Below are 19,036 nucleotides of genomic sequence, written 5' to 3'. Positions count from 1 at the left end.
TTTCATTTCCGGGTCTGTCCCCGTTCAATTCCGGAATTGAATAGGCTGTATGCGGCCATTTACACAGATTTGCAAACAAAGAAACAAAGCATGTATAAAAGACCTTTAGCCATTTTAATACCGGTCATTGCTTTATCCGCCAGCCTCCGGGCCCAGGATCACCGGTGGGACAGCGCCAATTTTCAATCCTTTGAGCGCAGGCTCGAACAGCTCCGGCTGAAATATCATATTCCGGGTATATCCGTGGGCGTTATGAAAGGGAAAGAACTGGCCTGGGCAAAAGGGCTGGGGTATGCCGATGTGGAGAACAGGGTGCCGCCGGACGAAAACACCGTGTACCAGGTGGCCTCCGTCACCAAAACCTTCGGTTCCATCATCCTTATGCAGCAGGTGGAAGCCGGTAAGATCAATCTCGGCGATCCTATCAATAAATACGGCATCAACCTCGGCGCCCGCTGGGGCAGCGACCCGCGCATCAAAATAAAACATCTCATGACGCATACGGCTATGGGCAATATGTGGAACAGCTATAAGCCAGGTTACAGGTTCAGGTACAACGGCAGCTGGTATCATCAACTGGATACCGCGATCAGCAAAGCATCCGGCCGCAGCTTCGGGGAACTGCTGATGGATACCATTATCCGGCCGCTTGGCCTGAAACGCACCGTGCCCAGTACGGACGATAGCCTTGATTTCAGCCTCAGCGGCTATTCCAGGGAGGAGGTGCTGCAATGGACGGCCAAACCTTACGACTGGCAGAAAAAGAAAAAACAACTCCATCCGGTTACCTTCAAATACGGCTTCGGGCCCGCGGCGGGGCTTATGAGCACTGTAGCGGACCTGGCCGTGTATTCCGCCGCCATTGATGACGGGCGTTTCCTGCAACCGCAAACCTGGGAGCAGGTATGGACGCCTTTCGTGAATAAAAGAGGGAAGCGTATCCAATACGGGCTGGGCTGGTTCGTAACCTATTACAAAGGCATTAAGATGGTATGGCATACCGGCTGGTGGTTCGGGTATTCCGCTTTATTCCTGAAAGTGCCGGAGAAAGACATTACGTTCATCATCCTCGCCAACTCGCAGGACCTGAGCAGGCCTTTCTACCACATCGTGCAGCCTATCCCGGGTTTCCTGGCGATGTTCAGCCCTTTTCATCAAAACCTGAATAAAAAGATACAGGCTTCAAAATTTGCGAAGGCTTTCCTGGATCATTTCCTGGACTGAGGGAGCGGTGCGTATCGCTGCTTTATTTTCCCTGCAGCTTCTTCAGTTGCACCACTGCATTATTGTTCTGTGGGTCCAGTGTAAGGGATTTCTGGTAATATTCGATGGCAAGGGCGCTGTTGCCTTTTTCCATCCAGGCCTCGGCCAGGCTGTCCCATACGTTGCCGGATCTCGGAAAATCTGCCGCATTCAGCTCCAGCACGGCAATGGCGTCATCTACTTTTTTCTGCCGGAGCAGCAGGTAGCCGATCATGTTGATATGCGCTTCGGTCAATCCTTTGCCTTTTTCATTGTATGTACGAAGGGCTACGGCAGCGCCCCGTTTCTCGATATCCGTCAGCAAAGCGGGTGCGGCGGGATCGAATTTGGTATAGGCAAGCCAGTTTACGGCGGGGTGCTGGCCGCCGATGGCGTCCTTCAGCATTTCATCGGAAATGGAAAGGCCGTTGTAGCTGTTGGTGAAATAAAGAATGGCGTTTTTCTTTTCAAGGTCTGCCGTGAAATAACATTTGCTGTCGCCCTGGTCGCCCCAGTGCCAGGCGTATTTCCCGGTGGGCGTGTTTTCCAGGCCAACGCCCAGGCCCCAGGATACCTGGGAGCTGTCGTTCACTTTTACCTGCGGACTGAACATTGCCTGCCAGGTGGCGGGTTTCAGTCCTTTGCCGTCCATGAGGGCAATAAGGAATTTTGAATAATCCCCGATGGTGGTGCGCAGGCTGGCGGCGGCATTCACGCCATGGCCTTCCCAGCGGCGGGAGGGTTTGCCCAGCCAATCGTGCCGGTACACCAGCAGCGAATCGAACGGGGGCTCCCAGTTGAAGCTGCTGCTGGTCATGCCCAGCGGTTCAAACACGGCTTTTTTGATATAGGTGTTGAATTCGGTGCCGGTGATCAGTTCGGCCACTTTGGAAAGCATCACGAAACCTTCGCCGGAATACCGGAACCTTTCCCCGGGCTGGAAGAGGATGGTGAGTTTGCCGCCTTCGGGCCGCCAGTTAGGATAGCCGCCGGAATGGCTGAGCACCATGCGGGCGGTGATGAGCCGCACTCTTTCGTCTTCCACTTCATAATTGTTGCCAAGGTATTTGGTAAGCGGCTGGTCCAGGTTGAGGCGGCCTTCGTCTACCAGTTTCAATACGCCGTAGGCGGCCACTACTTTGCTGAGCGATGCCGCTTCAAAGACAGTGGCCGCGGTAACAGGTTTACCGGTGCTGGAATTGCTGAGACCGTAACTTCCCGTCCAAACCAGCTTGCCGTCTTTAATAAGAGCGGCAGCCAGGCCGGGGATAATGGCTTCATTCATCAGGACAGGTATATCCTTTTCCAGCTTAGCAACGGCGGGGTCCTGTGCACTGAGGCTGATGGCGGACAGCAGCAGGCCCAGGAGGAATATGGGTAGTTTCATGGCAATAAATATTTAGAAGCAGGGCGCAACCTGCAATACGACGGATTTACTATAAGGACGCGCGTTTTTCCGGAAAGTTTCAGTCAGCCGGGATAATTTTTTCGGGATCTCTCAGTTCGGGCTCTCTCCGCTATAAACGCATAATCCGCCCGGTAATTGCAGGACCTGTTATTTTTTCGTTTCCTTTTAAGCAGCCAGCCACCAAACTTATCCAGCAGGCTTTCCGGGAAATGTTCCCGCTGCCCCGTTAATTTACCGCGGCAGGTTAAACAATATTTTCGTATATCCGTTATCGTTATTGATCTTCTGAAGAGGAACATATGCCGGGAGATAAAACTTCCGCTTCCTGAAGAGCTCTTCCTGCGGGTTGTTCCGGGGCTGGGAAATAGGTATAATTTACCTTAAATATAAGGTAAAAAAATTATTTTTAAATTCCTGTTGTTGCTGTATGGGATTCAGTTCTGAGCTTTTGCCTCGCCCCATTTTCCGGGCTCCGATTGTTTTTTATTTTCAAAAAACAGGCAGTTCGCTTAGGAATCCGAATAATTCAGGTTTATATTTGCTGCGTCAGATTTCCGCAGGATGGAAGCGGAGAAAAATTCCATCTCTATATAGCTATGTTTTTTTGTATATGAAACGTCGGGAACCCCTTGCTTGCAGCGTTTATATCTTGAAGAACGCACTTATATAGTTCGAGCCAACCGCATGCTTTATTGATGAACGGGAATGAGATTTTTTGCTTTACTACTTGGTCTAATCGGATGCGCTATCAATGCCGCCCACGCTCATGCTGTCGATACGCTGCCTTTTACGGTGGAGCATTTTACAGATGAGAATGGTTTGCCCCAGAACAGCGTAAAATTCCTGGCGCCCGACAACGATGGTTTCCTGTGGCTGGCTACGGAAAACGGCCTCGTACGCTTCGACGGTAAAAAGTTCAGGAACTTCAACAGCGCAGACCTCCCGATGCGCAGCAGCCGTATCTCTTACCTGTTCCCGGATGCAGAAAGGAAAACGATCTTTGCCCGCACGGAAGACAAGGAGATCATCCGTGTCAGCAAAGGCATGGCTACTTTTTGGGGAAAACATCTTCCCACATCGGGGAATTATGATTACTTCACCTACGATAACGACAGCAGCCGCATTTACCCCGTGGTAGGCCTGCCTAATTTTTATGCGGACATGATCGGGAACGACAACTGGTACTGTTTTCCCACCGGCGCCCGTTCATATTACATGATCTCGCCCGGCGCCTACACCTACTTCGACCAGGGAAAGGCGCATTTCAACAACAATTACGTTTATACCAACCCCTGGAATTTCTTTACCCTCGGCCGGCATCTCTACCACCTGGATACAAATGGCCGTTTCAACCACCTGCACAGGAACGGCCACCAGCCGGTAACACTGCTGGGCGACCTGCCGGAAAACCCTGCATACCGCCTGCATGCGAACAAAATGGCGCTCTATTGGAATTACGTGGCCGGGCAAATGTTCGTTTACCTGGAAGGCAGTCTCTACAGTCTCGCGGAAGGGCAGGGCGGATCGCTGTACTCCAGGCGCGTGCTGAAAAATTTTAATTTCGACCGGCAGGATATCACCTGCGTTTATCATGACGAAAGGAACAAAAGGCTCTTCCTGGGCAGCCTGACAAAAGGATTGTTCATGATCACGGAGAAACAGTTCTGGCCCATGAGGGCGGCGTCGGCGCGGAGTAACGTCTTCTATTCGCAGGCGCCGTTAGGCGCCGATAGCATTGTTACCCCCCAGGGATTTGTTTTTGACATGAAAGGCAATACCAGGCAGCTTCCGCTGCTGCAGCAATACAACAAAGGAGATAATTATTGCCTGCAAACGGACCAGCAGGGCAACCACTGGTACAAGGTAGGCCACAGGCTGCTTAAGTTCAACAAGGATTTTTCGGAGTTGCTGTGGGAAAGGCAGCTGGCTGATATTGGCCAGCTCTATGCCGGGCACGATGGCCGGTTATGGATCGGCACGAAAAAAAAAGGCATCTACTTCGTGAATACAGACAAGCCGGACCCCGTGCCCCTGCTGCTTACCGCCGCAGTGCCCGATGTGTCTTACTTCGCTTACGAACATCCCGGCGTGTTGTGGGTCGGTTCAGGCCAGGGCCTCTTCAGGGTGAAGCTGAGCAATGCAAAAGTAGATACCATTGCCGGCCTCAGCGGGCATTACGTGCGCAGCATTTATGCCATAACGCCCAAAGAGATCTGGATCACCACTTACGATAAAGGCATTTTCCTGCTGCTGAATGGCCGGGTATACCAGATGCCGATGGACAGGCTGCAATACCTGTCTGCCTCCCACTGCATCATCCCTGACGGCAACGGGTATTTCTGGATCACGACCAACAAGGGCCTTTTCCAGGTATCGCGCAACGATCTGCTGGCATATGCGCGCGGGGAAACCTCTTATGTGTTTTATCTCTACTACTCCAAGTATAACGGTTTTTATACCAACGAATTCAACGGCGGCTGCCAGCCCTGCGCCCTGAAGCTGGCAAACGGCCGCCTGTCGCTCCCCTCGCTGGACGGGCTGGTGGTGTTCGAGCCCGGCAACATCCGGCCGGAAGTGCCTGACAAGGGGCTGTTCGTAGACATGATGGAAATGGATACCCGCCGCATCGCGCTGAGCGATACCGTGGTGCTGCCCAACAATTACCAGCAGTTCCGCCTGGAAGTGAACACGCCCTATTTCGGCGACCGGTATAATCTTCAGATGTTCTACACCCTCGAAGGCGACGGCGACGACATCTGGCTGCCGGTGGAAAACGACCGGTCTATAACCTTTTCCCGCCTGCATTCCGGCAATTACCGCCTCCGTATCCGGAAGGTGAGCGGTTTCGGGCGGCATAATTATGTAGATAAGCTGGTGTACATCACCGTGCAGATCGCCTGGTACGAAACCCTCTGGTTCAGGGTGCTGGCGGCTTGTTTTCTGGGTTTGCTCGTGTTCATTTTCATGCGCATCAGGCTGGCGCGCAGCCATTACAAGAACCGCATGCTGGAGCTGCATGTGTCTGAGCGGACGCGCAAGCTGGAAGAAACCCTGGAATTCCTGCAATCATCCGAACGGCAGCTGCACCAGCAGGCGCTGATGCAGCAAAGGCTGATAGCCGCCATTACCCACGACATCAAAACGCCCATGAAATTCCTGCTGCTGATGACCGGTTCCATGAAGAACAAGGACAAGCAGCATGCCGCGCTCCATGAAACGCATTACCGCATGTACCATCTCATCGAGAACCTGATCCAGTACATGAAAATGCAGTTCTCGGAAAACGGCTCTTCCTCCGAAATGCTCAACCTGGACGTGCTGCTGGAGGAGAAGGCGGACATCTTCAGGCCCATCGCACAGCTGCGCAACGTGGAGATCATCCACCGTACCAACGGCACGGAACCCGCGCTGGTAAACCGGCAGCTGCTGGGAGTAGTGGTGCACAACCTGCTGGACAATGCCGTGAAATACACCACCGCCGGCACCATTACCCTGGAAACGGAGCGGCACGACGATATGGTCATCATCCGGATCATCGATACGGGCATCGGCGTCCATCCCATGCTGGCGGACCGGGTGAATATGCATATACCGGGGAAATACCTGATTGGCGACAACCGCTGGCCGGAAGAGCACCAGGGCCTTGGCCTGCTGATCGTGGTGGAACTGTTGCGGCTGATAAACGGCAGACTGAAAATGCAGCCGAACGAAGGCGGTGGCACGAGGGTGAGCATTGTGCTCCATACCGCCATTTAACGGCCTTCTAGATGGAGGTGCTGTACATTTTCACTTTTTCCAGCAATTCAATGACATTGGTAATTTGCAGCTTTTCGAAGATGCGTGTTTTGTAAGTGCTCACGGTGGTCACCTGCAGGTTGAGCATGTCTGCAATGCGCGCCACCGGTATGCCTTTGGTGAGCAGGTACATCACTTCCACTTCCCGCCCTGAAAGTGTGGATAAGGGGTTCACTACCGGTTCGCGCTGGGTGTTGAGCATGCTCAGCAGCTGTTCCCGCGTGCCGGCGCTCATGTATTTCTGCTGGTTGAGCACCGTGCTGATGGCAGACCGGATCTCGTCTTCCGGGGAATATTTCACCAGGTACCCGTCTGCCCCTGCCTGCATGTAATTGATGGCAAACAGCTGCTCGTCGTACCCGCTGAACATAAGTATCCGGATATTAGGCTGGCGCAGCTTTACGGCGTCTATCATCTGGAGGTTGTTACCCCCTGGAATATTGATGTCGAGTATCAACAGGTCGAAAGGCCTGGATTCCAGCTGCGCGATCACCTCGTCGAACGTAGAGGCCTCTTCAACGGCAGTAGGAGTCTGGAGCGTGGATATGATATGCGAAACGCCCAGTCGTACAATTGTATGGTCGTCTGCAATGAGTATACTTTTCATAGGAGGTGCGGTTCTGGTATGGTAGCATAGACTGATCCTGTAAAATTAATCATTTTTATATACCCTGTATCTATCTCCACGGCTGTTTTTGCCAAAGTAGTATAATTACTACAGCTGTTGCGAATAAGCTCTATAGGCGGGGTAATAGAGTTTAAGTAACTTGGGTACAGTGAATAGGTCAACCGTACTTAATTTTTGATGAGCATATCCATATTCTATCAATAAACCATTCAAACCGTAACAAACCAAACCGTAACCACCTATGAAGAATTGTATCCGTTCCCCGAGAATGCCTGGCTCTATACATTTCAGGCATGGCGTGCTGTTCTCATTGCACATGTAACGATTTTCCCTGTATTTATTGAACCGATGTGCCATGAAAATATTGCGCCCGGTAGGAATGTGCATACATACCCGGAACCGTACCTGGAACAGCCACTGGCGGTAGCCTGGCTTCCGAACCGCAACCGAATACACCTGCTACCTGCAACCTGGTAGAAATTATTATGCGGAACGAGCCTGTTTATCCCCGTACAACGTGCGCTGTTCCGGTACCGGCGCCGGTTCCCCACGGTTTATTTCTTCTGCATCACGTATTGGCTGGGGCTCACCCCGAACTGTTTAATGAAATTTTTCCCGAAATGGGTCTGGGATTTATACCCCACCATCATGGCCACCTCGTAGATCTTGTAATTCTTTTCCGCCAGCAGCTCCGCCGCTTTTTTCAGCCGGGTGATATTGATCAGCTCATGCGGCGTAAGGTCCGATATCGCCTTGATCTTCCTGTACAGGCTGATCCGGCTCATGTTCACAAAGCGGGAGAGATGGTCTACATCCAGCTCGGTATTTTCTATTTCCTGTAAAATAAAACTGTAGATGCTGTTGAGGAAGGCTTCGTCTTCCCGTGTATGCGCCATGGTATTGATGGCCGCCTGCGGTGTGCTGGCAAAGTATTTCCTGATCTTGATGCGGTTGCTGAGCAGGTTGGCGATCTGCACTTTGAGGTGGGCGGGGGAGAAGGGTTTTTCAATATAAGCGTCCGCCCCCGTTTCCAGGCCCTCGATCTTGGAACGGAGCGTGTTCTTCGCCGTCAGCAGGATCACGGGGATGTGGCTGATCTCGAACGTGGTCTTGATGCGCTTGCACAGCTCCAGCCCGTCTACCATCGGCATCATCACATCGCTGATCACCAGGTCCACACTTTCGGCATGCAGGACACTGATGGCTTCTTCCCCGTTCTCGGAGCGGAGAATGGTATACTCGCTTTCCAGGATGGAGCTCACAAAATCAAGTATCTCTTCGTTGTCGTCAACAAGCAGAATAACAGGTTGCATAACGGTGATTTAAACTTCGGTTGAAATTGCCTGGCCGATAGGCAGAATAAATACAAACGTGTTGAGGCCGTCCTCTTTCTGGTCTACATACAATTCGCCCTTATGCAGGGTGGTAAGGCTGCGGCAGATAGACAGCCCGATGCCTGTGCCTTTTTGTTTTTCATTTTCTTTCAGGCGCACGAAAGGCGCGAATATCTTTTCCCGCATGGTTGCCGGTATCAGCGGGCCGTCGTTGGCTACTTCCAGCACAACGTTCTCGCCGTTCTCCCGCAGCGTTACCTTTACTTTCTTTTCGGCGTATTTGATGGCGTTGCTGAAAAGGTTGCTGAATATTTTGTTGATGCCCTCTTCGTCTGCATAGGCATAAATATCATCCGCTGTCATCCTTATCCTGAAATCAAGTTTCTTCTGCGCGGCAGGCAGCCTGAAGTTGTCGTAAGTATCCTGCAGGATAGACGAAAGGTTGAGCCGCTTGAAATCCAGCCTGAAGCCGGTGGCTTCCGTCTGCCGGAAATCCAGCAGCTGGTTGGTGAGCTGCACCAGGCGGTTGGTGTTCCGCTCCATGATCTGCAAATGGTTGCGGTTGGCCTGCAGCCGTTCAGGATTTTCTATCACCTGCTCCAGCGGCCCTTTGATGAGCGTGAGCGGGGTGTTGATCTCATGGGCCACGTTCGTCAGGAAGTCTACCTTGGCCTGGTAGAGTTCTTTTTCTTTCTTCAGCTGCAGCTCTTCCAGCTTCCGTTTATGCTTCAGCGTTTGCCGCTTATGGTACCGCCTGATGAAATAATAACAGCCGCCGGCCAGCAGGATGGCGTACAGCACGTATGCCCACGAAGTGGCCCAGTAAGGCGGCCTGATCTCTATTTCCAGCCAGGCAGGATAGTCGCCGGCCCGCCCGTTGTTGTCCGTGGTGGTCACCCGGAAAGTATAATGTCCCGGCTTCAGGTCGGTGAAATATACGATGCGGTTGGTTTTGAGATAGGTCCATTCTTTGTCGAGCCCATCCATTTTATACGCATAGGAGATCATATCGGGCGCGGTGAAGCTCAGCGCCGCGAAGTCTATGCTGAACGAGGACTGGTCGTACGGCAGCACGATCTTTTTGGTGAAGAACAGGTCGCGTTTATCATCCTGCGAAGTGGGTTTGTTCTTGACGTTGAAACCGGTGATGTATACAGGGGCCACGAAGGTATCCGGCAGGAACTGGTCAGGATTGAAGCTGATCATGCCTTTCACGCTGCCGAGGTACATTTTCCCGTTCCTGTCCTTGTAGCCGGAGCTGTAGTTGAACTGGTCGTTCAGCAGCCCGTTGATGCTGGTGAACACCTGTATGGCGCCGGTGTTGGGGTCCAGGCAGGCGAGGCCGCGCGAGGTGGTCACCCACATGTTGCCCCGGTTGTCTTCCAGCACTTTGAAGATATAATCGCTGGGCAGGCCCTGCTGGGTGGTGTAGCGGGTGAAGCAGCCGGTGGAGGGAATGAGCTTGTTCAGCCCGAAACCTTCCGTGCCCGTCCAGATCTGCTGCCGGCTGTCGATATACACAGTGTTGAGGTTATTGGAGCTGATGCTGCAGGTGTCTTCGGGTTGATGCCTGTAATTCCCTTTCTGTCCGGTGGTCTCATTGAACCAATACAGCCCGTTGTCTGCCGTGGCGGCATACAGCGTGCCGTCTGCCGCTTCTGCAATGCTGCGCTGATTACTGTACGGCACTTCGTCTATTTTAAGGAAGGCGTCTTTCGCCGTATCGTATTTCGCGAGTTCCCCGCCGGTGCCCAGCAGCAGCGAGCCTTTGCGCGTTTTGTAGATCCAGAGGATGAAGTTATGTGCGAAGGAGCCAGGCCCCGCGGCATAATGTTTCACTACCTTGCCGGTGCGGATGTCCATTTTATCAAGACCGTTATCCAGCGTACCGATCCAGAGGTTGTTGCCTTCTGCATAAAGCCCGTGGATATTGGTATGCGAAATGCCGTTCTTACAGGCGGGGTACTGGGTGATCTTTCCCGTGGCGACTTCTATCTTATTGATCCCGTTGTCTTCCGTGCCCACCCAGATATTGCCGAATCGGTCTTCGCATATCTCGCGCACGGCGTTCCCGCTGAGGGTGTTACTGCTGTTATCAGGGAACCATTTTTCAAAGAAGGTGTATTGCCGCGGGTAATAATTCGCCCCGCCGAAGAAAGTGCCGGCCCACATGCCGCCTTCTTTATCCTTGTGCAGGTAATAAACAGCATTATCGGTCAGTGACCAAGGATTATTGTATGCCTTGCGGAGGTTCACTGATTTGCGCGTGGCCAGGTTATACACGTAAATGCCGGATTCCGTGGCCACCCAGTATTCGTCGCCTTCATGATGCAGGATGTGGCGCACCCAGATGCTGACGTCCTTGTCCGTTACGGTGATGAGGTCCTCATACTCCCCGGTGTTCGTATCCAGCAGCTTGAGGCCCTGGTTGGAAGTGCCTACCAGCAGCTTTCCGCCGGGTGCGCTTACGATCACGGTCACCCGGTTGGTCAGTACTTTGGGCGAATGGCTGAACACGTTGAACACCCTGCCGGTGTTCATTTCCCTCACGGTGCCCTTTGGAGAGCCCAGCCACATGGCGCCTTTTTCATCGAAATAAATATCCGTCACGGCCGGGTCGCCCGCGGGTTTGGGATAATGGATGATGGTATCTTTGATGGGATCGTACCGGAAAAGGGAATATCCTTCCAGGAACCAGACCATGCCATCGGGCCCGCAGCGGATGTTACCAATGCCTTTTGAGCGCGTGCCCTTCACCATTTCAAAACTTTCCGTTACCGCGTGGTATTTATACAATCCCGCGCTGGCGCCCACCCACAGCTGACCGTTCTTATCCGTGTCCAGCGAGAAAATGAAGTTGGAAGCAAGACTGGTACTGTCCCCGGGGATATTGCGGAATACCTTGAACGCATGCCCGTCGAAGCGGTTCAGCCCGTCTTTGGTGCCCAGCCACAGGAATCCCTGGTGATCCTGCTGTACGCAGAACACCGTGTTGTGAGACAAGCCGTTCTCTACCTGGTAATGCCTGAAATAATGTTTCTGGGCGTTGGCGGCGTGCCCGGCGGAGAGCGCAAACAGGAGCAGTATGAGTATTCTTTTATTCAACGTGGCGGATTTGTGCGCTGATCCAAATATAATATTTATAACCGCACTGCAGCAAATTTTTAAAGATCAGCCAACGTCATTGCGAGGAGTAGCAGCGCCTAAGCGGGGGGACGACGAAGCAATCTCCTTCATTGAATGTGGTGGCCCAATATCAGGAGGAGATTGCTTCGTCGCGCTTCCTGCCGCACAGTATCCCCCGCTGCTCCTCGCAATGACGGGAGAAATTTGATACGTTTTTGCGAAAAAATGAAATAAATCGGCGAATGCGTCTGAAATCATTTTTCTTTCTTTGACTTGCGTTAATGAAACTGATGTTAGTAGCAGGTTAACCAGCTTCCACCAGCCGGAGGATCGGCTGGAACGTGCTTCTATTGTGTAATTCCGGCTAGTTGAAAAATCGAAAGAACAAGATCCACGTTTCGCGGAGAACCCTTTTTCCATAACATTCCGCACCTGGCTTGGCAGGCGTTCTGAAACCACGGGAACCGCCTGATGGGAGAATTATGTTCCTAATTGCCAAAATCAAAATCATTTTCACTTATGAACGAATTTACACAAACCAAAATCCTTTCGCTCAAAAGCTGGCGGCTGTGCTGGCTGCTGGTGCTGCTCTGCTCCATGTGCCTGCCGGCGCTCGCGCAAACGGGCACGCAAAAAATTACGGGTACTGTCAAAGACAGCACCGGTGGTGTTTTGCCGCAGGTGACCGTTTACGAGAAAGGTACCCGCAATGGTACGCTCACTACCATGGAAGGCCACTTCACCATCACCGTTAAGGAAAATGCCGTGCTTGTTTTTACCATGGTAGGTTTCAAAACGCAGGAAGTGCCGGTTGCGGGGAAAACCAATATCAACATCGTGCTGGGAAGCTCCGCAACCGATCTTACGGATGTGGTGATCGTAGGTTACGGCTCCACCAAAAAACAATCGCTCACCAGCGCTATCTCTGCCGTGACGGCAGATGAGATCGGCAACGTGCGCGGCGGCTCCACCGTGAGCACTACGCTGGCCGGTAAAGTGCCCGGCGTTTCCTTCAGGATGGCAGACGGCCGGCCCGGCGCATCCGCCAACATACAGATCCGGAACATGGGCACGCCGCTGTTCGTAATAGACGGTGTTCAGCAGGACCAGGGCCAGTTCAACAACATAGCACCCAACGATATCGAAAGCATTTCTTTCCTGAAAGACGCATCCGCGGCCATTTACGGCGTGCGTGCGGCAAACGGCGTTGTAGTGGTTCAAACCAAGAGAGGTAAACTCGGCCAGCGCAGTTCCATTAATCTCTCCGCCAACTGGGGCATCCAGAACTGGACGCGTTTCATCGATGTGCTCGATAATTCTTATGATTACATGAGCCTGAAAGCCGAAGCGGAAATGAACCGCGTCGTGAACCCCGGCGGCAATCCCATCACTACCAACATCACGAAGGAGGAACTGGAAAAATACAGGCAGGGTACCGAATACGGTTATAAGAGCTTCAACTGGCGCGATTTTATCGTACAGGGAAACACGCCGATAAATACGTACAACCTCAACTTTACGGGCGGTACGGAAAAAGTGACATACTATCTTTCCGCTACGCACCTGTTCCAGAACTCCGTGCTGGGCAGGGAATACAAGTTCGACCGCACCAATATCCAAAGCAACGTGTCTGCCCGCGTGGCCAACGGCCTTAAGGTAGGCATGTCTATCAACGGGAGGGTGGAAACAAGGGAAAACCCCGGTGTACCGCAGGCAGACGATTATTGGCAAGCCCGCTTCGCCATCCTGCGCAATACGCCGATGGAAAGGCCTTTCGCCAACGACAATCCCAATTATCTCAACGACATCAAACATAACGAAACCAACTGGGGATACCTGAATACCAAATATGCCGGCAAATTCGTGAACGAATGGCGCCAGCTGCAGATGAACCTGGACGGCGAATGGGAGATACCCGGCATCCAGGGCCTGAAGCTCTCAGGACTGTATTCGTATTATATAGCAGACAACATGCTCAACAACCACGAATACACATACGACACCTACACTTATAATCCTTCCAACGATACCTACACCCGCACAGGCGGCAGTACCAACCCCTGGCGTGAAAGGAACCAGGAGAAGCAGATCAACCAGACCTCGCAGATCAGGCTTTCTTACGAGCGGTCATTCGGCAAACATTCCCTTTCAGCCATGGTCGTGTCTGAACGTATCAGGAACCAGCGCCTCCGCAACTGGATACACGCGGTTCCCATCACCAACGTGCTGCCGCTGATCTACTTCAGCACGGCGGATACATATACAGATGAAGATTTCCGCCAGGCGCGGACCGGCGTGGCTGGCCGCCTCAACTACAACTATGCCAATAAGTATTTTGTCGAAGGCCTTATGCGCCGCGATGCCTCGTATCTCTTTGCGCCGGACCAGCGTGTGGGGTATTTCCCGAGCGTGTCCGTGGCATGGCGTATCACCGAAGAAGGTTTCATGAAGAACCTGCTGGGCAATGACCGCATATTGTCAGACATGAAGATCAGGGCTTCCTACGGCGAGCTCGGGGACGACGGCACCGCCCTGGGCCTTGCTGAATTCGCTTTCGTGGAAGGGTATAACTACAACGACGGTGTGGCCATCCTCGATGGCAAACCCGTTGTAGGCTCGCGCGACAGGGGAGCGCCCGTCCGCAACGTTACCTGGCTGAAAAGCACTCACCTCGACCTGGGGATCGACTTTGGATTCTTCGACCAGCGGCTCACCGGTACCCTCGATTATTACCACCGCAAACGCAACGGCCTGCGCGGTAAAAGAACGAGCGTGCTGATCCCGTCTGAGCTGGGCTACGCGCTGCCTGATGAGAACATCAACAAAGACGCGCGCACCGGCTTCGACTTCGACCTGCAATACTCCGGCGAGCTGGGCGGGAAATTAAAGTACCGTGTAGGCGGTAACGTTAGCTATTCCCGCAACAAGTTCGTTTCCAGTTATAATCCTGTGTTCTTCAACTCGATCGATCAGTACTTCTCCTCCAACGAAGGCCGCTGGCAAGGGTTTGAGTGGATACTGGAATACATCGGCCAGTTCCAGAGCCAGGAAGAAATAGACAACTATCCCGTGAATATAGACGGGCAGGGCAACCGCACACTGCTGCCGGGCGACCTGAAATACGCGGATCTGGATGGCGACGGCAAGATCACCAACAACGACCGCCGTCCGCTTGGATGGGCTTCCGGCGGGCAGCCAAACATGAACTTCGGCCTGTCTATCGGCCTGCAATACGGCAATTTCGATTTCGTCATGGATTTCTCCGGCGCCAGCGGCTATACCTGGATACAGGAGCATGAAATGAAAATCCCCTTCACCAACGACGGTAACCTGAACCGCATATTCACAGACCGCTGGCACAGGGAAGACATGTGGGACCGCAACAGCAAATGGATCCCCGGCAAATTTCCGCCCCTGCGTTATAACGACCACAACCACAGCAACAACCAATGGTCCACTTTCTGGATGAAAAACGTGAATTACTTACGCGCAAGAACGATCGAGCTGGGATATACATTGCCCGGTGCATGGACGAACAGGGTGAAGGCACAACGGGCAAGGATATACGTGAATGCTTATAACCTCTTTATGTTCGACAACCTGAAGGATTACGATCTTGATCCCGAGATATCGGACAGGAACGGCCTCCAGTACCCGCAGAGCAAAGTGCTGAATATAGGCGCGAGCATTTCATTCTAAACCAATCAAGCAAAGAACCATGAAACTAAAAATAATATCATTCAGTATAATGGCCTTGCTGGCGGTAATGATCGGTTGCAAGAGCGAACGCGACTTTCTCGATATCGGTCCCACCAACGTTTTCTCGAACGAACAGGCGTTTTCGGATACCAACCTCGTAGTGTCTGTGCTGGCCAATCTTTACAACCGGCAGCTGGATTTCTCGACTATTAAGAACTGGGAAACCATGGCTGATTTTTCCGAGACCTTTCCTTCGCAGAACGGCACCATACAGGACATAGTAAAACGCAACGACTGGGGGTATGGTACCTGGAGCACCTGGGACTACGCCTATATCCGCGAGCTGAACCTTTTCCTGCAGCGCTGCGAGGCTGCGCCGCAGCTGCCGGAAGGCGCCAAGAAAAAATACATGGCGGAAGGCCGTTTCCTGCGCGCCAACTATTACTTCGAAATGGTAAAACGCATGGGTGGCGTGCCTTTGATTCTCGAACCGATGGTCTACGATTTTAAAGGCGATCCAACTTACCTGCAACATGCGAGGGCGAAGGAGTCCGATATTTATGACTTTGTGATCAGCGAGGCGGACGCCATCAAAATGGACCTTAAGGCCGACGTGAACAATAAATCCCGCGCCAGCCGCGGTTCCGTGCTTGCCATGAAATGCCGTGCGGCATTGTATGCAGGCTCCATTGCGAAATATGGCGGCATCACCCCGCAGGTATCGCTGCCGGGCGGCGAAGTAGGTATTCCCGCATCCAAAGCCAACGATTATTACAACAAAGCGCTCGCTGCCGCCACGGAGATCATGAACGGGAGCGCGGGTGCATATGCCCTGTACGCTAAAAAGCCCGACCTGGCAGACAATTTTGCTTCTGTTTTTTACGACAAGGACCTGAACCCTGAAACGATTTTCGTGGAAGACTTCAGGCTGAAAAGCGGCAAGGTGCATGGCTTTTCCATCTCCAACCAACCCCGCTTCGGCGCGGAAGAGGAAGAAGGCGGCAGGCTGAACCCCTCGCTGAACCTCGTGCAGAGCTTCGAGCTGCTGGACAATACCTTTGCCCCCCTGCCTGTTAAAGACGGAAGCGGCAATCCCATCTTCTACACCGACCAGGTAGATATATTCGCCGGCCGCGATGCGCGTCTTGCAGGTACCGTGATGCTCCCGGGCACCCTGTTCAAGGAACGCAGGGTAGACATCTGGGCCGGTTACCAGCTGGCAAACGGTTCCATCATTTCCGGCGACGAACGCGGGCAGCAAAAAACGCTTCCCGGCGGTACAGCCCCCGTGCAGGTGGTAGGTTTCGATGGCCCCATCAACGGTAAGGAACACACCGCGCAAACAGGTTTTTATCTCAGGAAATACCTCGATCCCAAGCCAGGCTCCGGTTCACGCGGTACAGGCAGCGATCTTCCGTTTATCCGTTATCGTTATGCCGAAGTGCTGCTCAACGCTGCCGAAGCGGCTTTTGAGCTGAACCAGCCCGCTGTGGCCGCCGGGTATATGAACCAGGTAAGGGCCCGTGCAGGACTGGTAACGCCGCTGGATGCGGGTGATATCACGCTGGCGAGGATCATGCATGAAAGAAGGGTGGAGCTGTCCTTCGAAGGCCATATCGTTTTCGACCAGAAACGCTGGCGCAACGCGCACGTGATCTGGGACGGCCAGGCCATGTCTGAAGCAGACCTGCTGGCCAATATCGGCGCGCCCGACAAGAGGAACACGCAGCCTTTCGGCCTGTGGAGCTACAAGCTGCACGACCCGGGCAACCCTAATCATGGCAAATGGCTGTTTAAAGTCGTGAAAAGCCCGCTGGTAACCGGCTCCAACCGCTTCCGCATGGGAAACTATTATTCCTTTATCGACGACAACATCCGTTCCAACAATCCCAAGATCGTAAGACAACCGAACCAGGACTAACCAAAAAATCCGATCATGAAATTATCGAACTATATTATAGCAGTGCTCCTTACCGGTTTGGCCGCTTCCGGCTGCAAAAAGGACAACTATGACCCTCCCTCATCCATGCTCAGCGGCCGGCTGCAGTACCAGGGAGCGGAGATCCACGTGGAATACAACCAGGTACCCTATCTTCTGTACCAGTATGGTTTCGGGAAAGTAGGGCCTGTGAGCAATACCAATTTCGACCAGGACGGCTCATATTCCGTGCTGCTGTTCGACGGAGAATATAAAATGATCATCCCCGGAGGCCAGGGGCCTTTCCTCTGGAAAGACACGCCGGGAGCGGGTTCTGATACCATCGTCGTGAATATGAGGGGCAACCAGACCCTCAACATCGATGTGACGCCTTACTACATGATACGCAACCCGCAGTTCACAGTGTCTAACGGCAAAGTGAACGGTACTTTCAATATCGAAAAGATCATAACCGGCGCCAATGGGAAGAACGTGGAGAGGGTAAACCTGTATATCAACAGGACCGCTTTCGTATCAGGCGGAAGCAACTACAATGTTGCATCCACATCCAGGCCGGGCGCGGACATCACCGATCCGAACAACGTGGCGCTCAGCGTAACGATACCGTCGCTTTCGCCCGCCCAGAACTACATATACGCCCGCATCGGGCTGAAGATACAGGGAGTGGAAGACATGCTCTTCTCGCCCGTGGTAAAGCTGGACATGTAACGCATCATGCATACGCGGCTGCCCCGGAAAACGGGGCGGCCGCCTTTTTACATAAGTAACAAAACCGATACGATGACAAAAAACAATGTGAAAATTTTTCTCCTGGTTGGCATTTTAACAATGGCCCTGCAAACCTATGCGCAGGAAAGAACAGTCTGGTCCAAAGAAAAAGCGAACGAATGGTACCGCAACCTGCCCTGGATGGCCGGGGCCAATTTTTATCCCGCCAATGCAATCAACCAGCTGGAAATGTGGCAGAAGGAAACCTTCGATCCCGCTACTATCGACCGAGACCTGGGATATGCCGCGGGCATCGGCATGACCGTGATGCGCGTATACCTGCATCACCTGGCCTGGGAAACAGATAAGGAAGGATTTATTGACAGGATGAAACAATACCTTTCCATTGCAGACAAACATCGTATCAAGACCATCTTCGTGATTTTCGACGATTGCTGGAATGATACCTACAAACCCGGCCTGCAGCCCGCGCCGAAACCGGGCGTCCACAATTCAGGCTGGCTGCAGGACCCCGGGAAGCTGCTGCATACCGATCCTGCCCTCATCACTACGCTGGAAGCATATGTGAAAGCTGTGCTCACGGCATTCAAACACGACAAACGCATTTTGCTCTGGGACCTCTATAACGAGCCGGGCAATTCCAATTATGGCAACAAAAGCATGCCGCTGCTGCAAAAAGTATTCAGCTGGGGCCGCACCATAAACCCGGACCAGCCGCTGAGCGCGGGCGTTTGGAAATTCAGCCTGAAAGAGCTTACGCAGTACCAGCTGGACAATTCCGACGTGATCACTTACCACGACTACAACGACGATAAAAGTCATTTCCACGTGGCGGATTCGCTGGCGCGCGTAACCGGCAAGCCGCTCATCTGCACCGAATACATGGCGCGCACCAGGGGCAGCAAATTCCAGAACATCCTGCCGGGCCTGAAAGAACGGAAGATCATCGCCATCAACTGGGGACTGGTAGCTGGAAAGAGCAATACCATCTATGCCTGGAATACGCCGATCAAAGACGGCAGCGAGCCCCCGGTATGGTTCCATGATATTTTCCGGCAGAACGGTACGCCCTTCGACCCGGCTGAAACAAGCCTCATCAGGTCGCTGACCGGCAAGCCTTAACAGAGCACTAAAAG

10 protein-coding genes are annotated in these 19,036 nt (G+C 52.9%); 6 read left to right on the top strand and 4 right to left on the bottom strand.

Annotated elements, in window-relative coordinates; all coding sequences use genetic code 11:
* Nucleotides 1–90: 90 nt before the first annotated feature.
* Nucleotides 91–1,224, top strand: a complete 1,134-nt coding sequence (locus tag R3I13_RS10800) for a serine hydrolase domain-containing protein (protein WP_346317960.1) — start codon at nucleotides 91–93, stop codon at nucleotides 1,222–1,224.
* 22 nt (nucleotides 1,225–1,246) lie between these two features.
* Here the strand turns inward: R3I13_RS10800 and R3I13_RS10795 are convergent, their stop codons facing one another.
* Nucleotides 1,247–2,629: a serine hydrolase gene (locus R3I13_RS10795; protein WP_346317959.1), complete on the bottom strand. Its 1,383-nt coding sequence runs from the start codon at nucleotides 2,627–2,629 to the stop codon at nucleotides 1,247–1,249.
* A gap of 726 nt (nucleotides 2,630–3,355) precedes the next feature.
* Between R3I13_RS10795 and R3I13_RS10790 the strand changes: the two genes are divergently transcribed.
* A complete protein-coding gene (locus R3I13_RS10790; RefSeq protein WP_346317958.1) occupies nucleotides 3,356–6,406 on the top strand; it encodes an ATP-binding protein in 3,051 nt (1,016 codons plus the stop codon).
* Between the two features lie 7 nt (nucleotides 6,407–6,413).
* Here the strand turns inward: R3I13_RS10790 and R3I13_RS10785 are convergent, their stop codons facing one another.
* The 3 genes from R3I13_RS10785 to R3I13_RS10775 form a co-directional block, all read right to left on the bottom strand.
* A complete protein-coding gene (locus tag R3I13_RS10785; RefSeq protein ID WP_346317957.1) occupies nucleotides 6,414–7,052 on the bottom strand; it encodes a response regulator transcription factor in 639 nt (212 codons plus the stop codon).
* Between the two features lie 575 nt (nucleotides 7,053–7,627).
* Nucleotides 7,628–8,386: a response regulator gene (locus R3I13_RS10780; RefSeq protein ID WP_346317956.1), complete on the bottom strand. Its 759-nt coding sequence runs from the start codon at nucleotides 8,384–8,386 to the stop codon at nucleotides 7,628–7,630.
* A gap of 9 nt (nucleotides 8,387–8,395) precedes the next feature.
* Nucleotides 8,396–11,512, bottom strand: coding sequence for a two-component regulator propeller domain-containing protein (locus R3I13_RS10775; protein WP_346317955.1), 3,117 nt, complete (start codon nucleotides 11,510–11,512; stop codon nucleotides 8,396–8,398).
* Between the two features lie 540 nt (nucleotides 11,513–12,052).
* Here R3I13_RS10775 and R3I13_RS10770 point away from each other — a divergent pair.
* The 4 genes from R3I13_RS10770 (at nucleotide 12,053) to R3I13_RS10755 (ending at nucleotide 19,022) form a co-directional block, all read left to right on the top strand.
* Complete coding sequence (locus R3I13_RS10770) at nucleotides 12,053–15,232, top strand: TonB-dependent receptor (protein ID WP_346317954.1); 3,180 nt, start codon at nucleotides 12,053–12,055, stop codon at nucleotides 15,230–15,232.
* 19 nt (nucleotides 15,233–15,251) lie between these two features.
* Nucleotides 15,252–17,153, top strand: a complete 1,902-nt coding sequence (locus R3I13_RS10765; RefSeq protein WP_346317953.1) for a RagB/SusD family nutrient uptake outer membrane protein — start codon at nucleotides 15,252–15,254, stop codon at nucleotides 17,151–17,153.
* Nucleotides 17,154–17,168: 15 nt separating this feature from the next.
* Nucleotides 17,169–17,879 carry a DUF3823 domain-containing protein gene (locus R3I13_RS10760; RefSeq protein ID WP_346317952.1) on the top strand — a complete coding sequence of 237 codons (711 nt, stop codon included), beginning with the start codon at nucleotides 17,169–17,171 and terminating at the stop codon, nucleotides 17,877–17,879.
* Between the two features lie 72 nt (nucleotides 17,880–17,951).
* Entirely contained in the window at nucleotides 17,952–19,022 is a 1,071-nt protein-coding gene (locus R3I13_RS10755; RefSeq protein ID WP_346317951.1) for a cellulase family glycosylhydrolase, read from the top strand.
* The last annotated feature ends 14 nt before the right edge of the window (nucleotides 19,023–19,036 follow it).

The sequence above is a fragment of the Chitinophaga sp. YIM B06452 genome (assembly GCF_039655965.1).
GTDB lineage: Bacteria > Bacteroidota > Bacteroidia > Chitinophagales > Chitinophagaceae > Chitinophaga.
Note: the sequence above shows the minus strand (reverse complement) of the source record. Positions and strands in the feature narration are given on the sequence as shown.

Bases quoted from the DNA above. Each gene is read 5' to 3' on its own strand.
- R3I13_RS10800 (WP_346317960.1), top strand. From the start codon at position 91: ATGTATAAAAGACCTTTAGCCATTTTAATACCGGTCATTGCTTTATCC.
- R3I13_RS10795 (WP_346317959.1), bottom strand. From the start codon at position 2,629: ATGAAACTACCCATATTCCTCCTGGGCCTGCTGCTGTCCGCCATCAGC.
- R3I13_RS10790 (WP_346317958.1), top strand. From the start codon at position 3,356: ATGAGATTTTTTGCTTTACTACTTGGTCTAATCGGATGCGCTATCAAT.
- R3I13_RS10785 (WP_346317957.1), bottom strand. From the start codon at position 7,052: ATGAAAAGTATACTCATTGCAGACGACCATACAATTGTACGACTGGGC.
- R3I13_RS10780 (WP_346317956.1), bottom strand. From the start codon at position 8,386: ATGCAACCTGTTATTCTGCTTGTTGACGACAACGAAGAGATACTTGAT.
- R3I13_RS10770 (WP_346317954.1), top strand. From the start codon at position 12,053: ATGAACGAATTTACACAAACCAAAATCCTTTCGCTCAAAAGCTGGCGG.
- R3I13_RS10765 (WP_346317953.1), top strand. From the start codon at position 15,252: ATGAAACTAAAAATAATATCATTCAGTATAATGGCCTTGCTGGCGGTA.
- R3I13_RS10760 (WP_346317952.1), top strand. From the start codon at position 17,169: ATGAAATTATCGAACTATATTATAGCAGTGCTCCTTACCGGTTTGGCC.
- R3I13_RS10755 (WP_346317951.1), top strand. From the start codon at position 17,952: ATGACAAAAAACAATGTGAAAATTTTTCTCCTGGTTGGCATTTTAACA.